Consider the following 6,010-nt stretch of genomic DNA (forward strand, 5'->3'; position numbering starts at 1 on the left):
GTGGTCGACGGGCGGTAGGTGGGCGGTAGGTGGCGGTTGACGGGCGGTGGCCGCTGCTTGGTGGTCGACGGTCGGTGGTCGGCCGTCGGCGTGGGGCCCGGCGTGGGGCCCGGCGGGGGCGGGTGCGGCGGATAGCATCGGCGGATGACCGAGTTCCGCATCGTCCTGGCCACCCCGCTGACCGCCGACGAGACCTGGCGGCGCGTCACCGACTGGCCGCGGCACGGGGCCGGGGTGCCGTTCACCGCGGTGCACGGGGACGGCCGGACGGTGGTGGCCCGCACCGGCGCGGGCCGGTTCGGCTTCGACGACGTGATGGACGTCGTCCGCTGGGAGCCGCCGCGGGCCGACCGGCCCGGCGTCTGCCGCCTGGTCAAGCGCGGCCCGCTGGTGACCGGTTGGGCCGAGATCGAGGTCCGCCCGTACCGGGGCGGCGCGGTCGTCCGCTGGCGCGAGGACCTGCGGGTCGGCCCGCTGCCCGCCCTGTTCGACCGGCCGACCGCCTGGTGCGGCCGGATCCTCTTCCGCCGGACCCTGCGCACCCTGCTGCGCTGACCGCCCGGAGCCGGCGGCAGTCCCCGATCGGTCAGTCCCCCTCCCGGACGCGGGCGTGCAGGTGCATGTCGTGCCAGCCGTCGGCGTGCAGCAGGGCGCTGCGGCGGGTGCCCTCCAGGAGGTAGCCGGTCTTCCCGGCGATCCGGCAGGAGGCGGGGTTCGCCGTGGAGTGGCCGAGTTCGATCCGGTGGAAGCCCGCCTCGTGCAGGGCCCAGTCCGAGAAGCGGTCCACCGCCCGGGAGCAGATGCCGAGGCCGCGGGCCTCGGGTGCGGTCCAGTAGGCGATCTCCGCCTGTCCGCCGTACAGGACGAGGGACTGGAGGGAGACCCGCCCGAGCAGCCGACCGCCGTCGGTGTCGGTGTCGGTGTCGGTGTCGACGGCGGCCACGGCCCAGTGGGCGGCGGTCTCGTCCGCCCAGCCGCGCTGCCACTTGGCGATCCACTCGCCCGCCTCCTCGGCGGAGTCCGCGCCGCGCAGGTGCCAGCGCCGGATCGCCGGATCGCGGAAGACCCGGGCGACGGCCGCCGCGTCGGAGCCGAGCCAGGGCCGCAGCAGCAGGCCGCCGTCGATCGGCAGGGTGGGCTGGGCGCAGCTGCTGAGACTGCCCGGCGGGATGACGGGGGGAACGAGAGGAGGCACGCACCGCATCATGGCGCAGGACCCGGCGGGAGGGGGGCGCCGGGGCCCGCCGGGAGCGCGGCCGGATGGCGGGGACGGCCGGTGGCGGGGACGGCCGGGCCACCGTTCCTCCGGTGGGCGGTTCCTGAGGGTCCGTCTGCTTGCGTGCGCGGGCTCTTGCTCGGACGAGCAAACAGGGCTACCTTCTTGCTCAGGCGAGCAAGATGTGGCTCGGGCGAGCAGAGAGGGGTTCCCGGTGAGGCGCACATTCACCGAATCGGCGCGGCGTCAGCAGATCGTGGCGGCCGCCATCGAGGTGATCGCGGAGGCCGGGTACGCCAAGGCGTCGTTCGCGCGGATCGCCAAACAGGCCGGGCTGAGCAGCACCGGGCTGATCTCGTACCACTTCAAGGGCAAGGACGACCTGCTGCGCGAGGTGGTGGCGGAGGTGCTGCGGGTCGCGGAGGCGTACATGCTGCCGCGGATCGACGCGGCGGTGGGCCCGCGCGGGCGGTTGCGGGCCTTCATCGAGTCCAACATCGAGCTGGTGGCCGCGCACCCGCGCGAGCTGGCCGCGCTGGTGGAGATCCTGAACGGCCAGGGGGACGACGCGGCGGGCGAGTTCGCCGCGAGCCGACGGGCCGTCATGGACTTCCAGGAGCAGCAGGTCCGCAGGGCGCAGGCGGACGGCGAGTACGGCCCGTTCGACGCCCGGGTGCTGGTGACGGCCGTCCGGGGCGCGATCGACGCGGTGCTGGTACGGGTGCTGCGCGAGCCGGAGCTCGACGTGGCCGCCAGTGCAAGGGAGTTGGCCGACCTGTTCGACCGGGCGGTCCGCCCGGCGGAGGCCTGCCTGGAAACGCATCGGAGACTGGGGGAAGAGTGATGGACGGACAGCAGGTACGGGCGGAAGCCGCCGGGGCGGGCCGGACGGAGCTGCCGCGCGGCGCGGACGGCCGGGTCGACTGGGCGGCGTACGCGGGCGACGGGACGACGCCGAAGGAGCGGGCGGTGCGCGGGAAGCGGCAGTTGCTGCGCTCCGTCCTGTTCGAGCTGGGGGTGCCGCTGGCCGCCTACTACGTGCTGCTCGGCCTGGGTGCCGGGCAGTGGCTGGCGATCACGCTGAGCGGCCTGGCGGCCCTGCCGTGGGTGCTCTACGGCCTGGTCCGGAACCGGCGCCTGGACCCGATGCCGGTGTTCGCGCTGGTGCTGATCGCGGTGGGGGCACTGCTGTCGGCCGTCACCGGCAGCCCGCGGGTGCTGCTGGTGCGCGACAGCTGGGTGTTCGGCGTGATCGGCCTGTGGGTGCTGGGCAGCCTGCTGACCCGCCGCCCGTTCATGCTCGGCGCGGCCCGGACGGTGGTCGCCGCGAAGATCGGCCCGGTCGGCGCGGACGCCTGGGCCGGGCAGTGGGAGCACGACCCGGTCTTCCGCCGTGACCTTCGCCTGCTGACCCTGGTCTGGGGCTGCGGTTTCGCGCTGGACGCGCTGGTGCGGGTGGCGTTCGCGCTGACCCTGCCGATCGGCGCCGTCCCGCTGGTGAACACCCTGCAGTGGCTGGCCGTGCTGGGCGCGCTGTTCGCCTTCCACTTCTGGTACATCAAGCGGCACGGCCTGGAGGTCTGACCGGCCCGCGCCGACCGGCCCGACCGACTCGGTCGGACCGGTCGTCGCCGTTGGTGCTGTCGGCGGTGTCGGCGGTGTCGGCGGTGTCGGCGGTGTCGGCGGTGTCGGCGCGGGCCGCTGCTCCGGTCCGGCCGTCAGTCCTGCCGCGCCCGCTCCCGGGCGGTCCGGATCGCGATGATGTTGTCGACCAGGCGGGGGGCGTCGGTCGCTGGGTCCATCGGGGAGGCGAGCAGGGCGCGGACGTAGGCCGGGGCGAGGATCAGTTCGAAGATGTCGCCCCAGGTCAGCACCGTGGCGCCGGCGGCGTCCAGGGTGGCCCGGAGCTGGCGGATCCGGGGTTCGACGAAGTCGAGGCCGTGCTCGCCCTGATCGCCGGCCCGCAGCATGGCGCGGAAGAAGGCCAGGTGGCCGGGCTCGCCCAGTTCGGTGAGCAGGCGGCTGGTCCAGCCGAGCAGGTCGGCCCGCAGGTCGCCGGTGGCGGGCAGGGGCGAGCGGCGGCCCAGCTCCTCCACCACGGTGTCGATGATCAGGCCGTCGGCGGTCCGCCAGCGCCGGTAGATGGTGGCCACGTGCACGCCGGAACGCGCCGCCACCTCGGCGATCTCCACCGTGCCGTCGGCGGATTCGGCCAGCAGTTCGCGGGTGGCGGCGTGCACGGCCTCTCTGGTGCGGGCGGTCCGGCCGCCGGGCCGGGACGTCCCCGTTGCTTGCGTCACCACGCCAGTTTAGCGCCTTAGCGCGAATTTGTTGCGTTAGTGGGGCAGGCATGCCAGGCTAAATGCGAAAGATTCGCGTCAGTGCGGTCGAGGTCAACGGTGAACGGTGAAGGGGAGGGCGTCATGGCACGGGTTCTGGTGGTGGGCGGCGGGATCGCGGGGGACACGCTCGCGCTGATGCTGGAGCGGGACGGCTGGGCGGTCACCGTCGCCGAGATCGCCCCGGCACCGCGGGCCGGCGGGCAGACCGTCGACCTGCGCGGCGACTGCCGCGAGGTGCTGGACGGACTCGGTCTGCTCCCGGCCGCGCTGGAGTGCCTGGTGCCGCAGGCCGGGGCGGCCTGGATCGACGCGCGGGAGCGGCGGCTGGCCGAGATGCCGGTCACCGCCTTCGACGGTCGCGGCTACGTCTCCGAGGAGGAACTGCTCCGGACCGACCTGGCCCGGATCATCCACCGGGCGGCCGGCCCGGGCGTCACGCACCGGTTCGGCGAGACCGTCGAGGCGCTGGAGGACACCCCCGGCGGCGTGCGCGCGCGGTTCCGCAGCGGAACGACGGAGGAGTTCGACCTGGTGGTGGGCGCCGACGGCGCGCACTCCCGGGTCCGCGCCCTGCGGTTCGGCCCGGAGGAGCGCTACCGCAAGCCGCTCGGCCTGGCACACGCCTGGTTCACCCTCGCCGAGCGGCCCGGGACGCCGCGACTGGACGGCTGGTTCCTGATCTACAACGAGCCCGGCCGCCGCAGCGTGCAGGCCCGGCCGGGCCGGGCGGGCGAGCAGGAGGTCGGGCTGACCTTCGCCGCCGACTCCCTGCCGCCCCGACAGGACTGCGAAGCCAGGTTCGCCCTGCTGGAGCGCACCTTCGCCGACGTCGGGTGGCGCGCGACGGAGTTCCTGGCCGCCGCACGGCAGGCCGAGGACTTCGCGCTGGACACCTTCGACCAGGTGCAGATGCCGAGTTGGCGCGACGGCCGGGTGGTGCTGCTCGGCGACAGCGCCTGGTGCGCGAGCCCGCTCAGCGGCCTGGGCACCGCGCTGGCGCTGCGCGGCGCCGCCGAACTGGCCACGGCGCTGAAGTCGGCCGACGTCCCGTCCGACCCCGGGCGGCTGCCCGCCGCGCTGGCCTCCTACGAGCGGGCGATGCGCCCGCGAGTCACCTCGGCCCAGCAACTGCCGCCCGGCCGGGTCGCCTCCATGGCACCCGCCACGGCCCTGGGCATCCGGGCCAACGCGCTGGCGATGCGGGCACTCCAGTCACGTCCGCTCCGTCCGCTGGTGCGGCGGGCGATGGCGGGCACCGAGCACGGCCGCAGCGCGACCGAGGCGGCGGAGGCAGCGTAGAGCGGGGGACGGGCCCCGGTCGCGGCAGTGGCGGGACGGCGGAGGGTGAGGCCGGTGGGTCGCCCAGGCCCAGGCTCACGCGTACGTCCGCTGATACGGGCGTCAACTCCTCGGCAGGGCTGGGCTCGTGCTGCTCCAGCGCGCCGGCAGGTGGGCGGTCGCGGCAGCGGCGGGGCGGCGGACGGCGGATGACGAGGCCGGTGGGTCGCTCGCGCTCAGGCTCACGGGTGCGTCCGCTGATGCGGACGTCAACTCCTCAACGGGGCTGGGCTCGTGCTGCTCCAGCGCGCAGGGCGGTCGCGAACCGCCGGAGGGGCTCCGACCGGCACGCCCACCGCCGGTGCAGCGGCGTCGACCACCGCCCCCGACGCCGACCAGGACGACCCGGCCGCCACGTCGATCGCCGACCCCGCGGCCTCCGACCCCGCGGCCTCCGGTGACGCGCCGACCGGGCAGCCGACCGGCCCGGTGGGCCGGGTCGCGACGTCCGACCTCGCCGGGACGGGCGCGGACCTCTCGGTCGGCGCTACCGGGCTGGTGCTGCTCGGCGCCGGGACCGCAGCTTTCCTGATCGGTCGCAACCGCCGCCCGCACACCCGGCACCGGCGCTGGGGCCTGTCTTCAAACCCCCGCCTGCCCCGCAACGCCTGGCACCTACTCCCGCCGCACCGGGCAGAGAGCCGAGTACATCCGGTACGAGGCCCTTCGCCCGGCACGCCGAGAGCACGCACCAGACGCCCCAGGGCTACGACGGGGGTTTGAAAACAGGCCCTAGGCTTGACTCTGTCGGGGATCTTGGTGTTCGGCTGCGGGTGATCATGGTGGTGCGCCAGTCTCGCGGGTGCACGATGACCGCGAGATTTCCGAGGAGTGCGAGATGTCGGTCCGTCCCCGTCCGGATGCCGAGGTCCCGGAGTTGACGGCGCGGATGGCGCGGGCCAGCAACCCCGGTGGCACGACAGCGATGTGGGTGCGTGACCGTCTCGACGGCCTGTGGCGGGACGAGGACTTCGCCGACTGGTACCCGCGCGACGGCAGGCCCGGACTCTCGTCGGCCCAGTTGGCCACGGTGAGCGTGCTGCAGTTCCTGCTGGGCCTGTCCGACCGCGATGCCGCCGAGGCCGTGCGCTGCCGCATCGACTTCAAATACTCG

The 6,010-nt window shown here is 74.7% G+C and carries 7 protein-coding genes; 5 read left to right on the forward strand and 2 right to left on the reverse strand.

The window, feature by feature from the left end; translation table 11 throughout:
- Positions 1-144 precede the first annotated feature (144 nt).
- A complete protein-coding gene (locus ACIP60_RS18240; RefSeq protein ID WP_400685334.1) occupies positions 145-555 on the forward strand; it encodes an SRPBCC family protein in 411 nt (136 codons plus the stop codon).
- Between the two features lie 31 nt (positions 556-586).
- Here ACIP60_RS18240 and ACIP60_RS18245 read toward each other — a convergent pair whose 3' ends face one another.
- Positions 587-1,204 carry a GNAT family N-acetyltransferase gene (locus tag ACIP60_RS18245; protein ID WP_400685403.1) on the reverse strand — a complete coding sequence of 206 codons (618 nt, stop codon included), beginning with the start codon at positions 1,202-1,204 and terminating at the stop codon, positions 587-589.
- Positions 1,205-1,430: 226 nt separating this feature from the next.
- Here ACIP60_RS18245 and ACIP60_RS18250 point away from each other — a divergent pair, with 226 nt between their 5' ends.
- Both ACIP60_RS18250 and ACIP60_RS18255 read left to right on the forward strand, forming a co-directional pair.
- A complete protein-coding gene (locus ACIP60_RS18250; RefSeq protein WP_400685337.1) occupies positions 1,431-2,060 on the forward strand; it encodes a TetR family transcriptional regulator in 630 nt (209 codons plus the stop codon).
- On the forward strand, positions 2,060-2,800 hold the full coding sequence (locus ACIP60_RS18255) for a VC0807 family protein (RefSeq protein WP_400685339.1): 741 nt from the start codon (positions 2,060-2,062) through the stop codon (positions 2,798-2,800). The genes ACIP60_RS18250 and ACIP60_RS18255 overlap by 1 nt, the downstream gene beginning before the upstream one ends.
- 134 nt (positions 2,801-2,934) lie before the next feature.
- Here the strand turns inward: ACIP60_RS18255 and ACIP60_RS18260 are convergent, their stop codons facing one another.
- A complete protein-coding gene (locus tag ACIP60_RS18260; RefSeq protein WP_400685341.1) occupies positions 2,935-3,516 on the reverse strand; it encodes a TetR/AcrR family transcriptional regulator in 582 nt (193 codons plus the stop codon).
- Between the two features lie 123 nt (positions 3,517-3,639).
- On the opposite strand from ACIP60_RS18260, the gene ACIP60_RS18265 reads away from it, so the two are divergent.
- Positions 3,640-4,857: an FAD-dependent monooxygenase gene (locus tag ACIP60_RS18265; protein ID WP_400685343.1), complete on the forward strand. Its 1,218-nt coding sequence runs from the start codon at positions 3,640-3,642 to the stop codon at positions 4,855-4,857.
- A gap of 841 nt (positions 4,858-5,698) precedes the next feature.
- Positions 5,699-6,010 (forward strand): transposase (locus tag ACIP60_RS18270; RefSeq protein WP_400685346.1); only part of this gene is annotated, 312 nt, incomplete at its 3' end.

It is taken from the genome of Kitasatospora sp. NPDC088783 (assembly GCF_044750705.1).
Taxonomy (GTDB): domain Bacteria; phylum Actinomycetota; class Actinomycetes; order Streptomycetales; family Streptomycetaceae; genus Kitasatospora; species Kitasatospora fiedleri.

Excerpts from the sequence above, each read along its gene's own strand:
- ACIP60_RS18240 (WP_400685334.1), top strand. The coding sequence starts at position 145 with ATGACCGAGTTCCGCATCGTCCTGGCCACCCCGCTGACCGCCGACGAG.
- ACIP60_RS18245 (WP_400685403.1), bottom strand. The coding sequence starts at position 1,204 with ATGCGGTGCGTGCCTCCTCTCGTTCCCCCCGTCATCCCGCCGGGCAGT.
- ACIP60_RS18255 (WP_400685339.1), top strand. The coding sequence starts at position 2,060 with ATGGACGGACAGCAGGTACGGGCGGAAGCCGCCGGGGCGGGCCGGACG.
- ACIP60_RS18265 (WP_400685343.1), top strand. The coding sequence starts at position 3,640 with ATGGCACGGGTTCTGGTGGTGGGCGGCGGGATCGCGGGGGACACGCTC.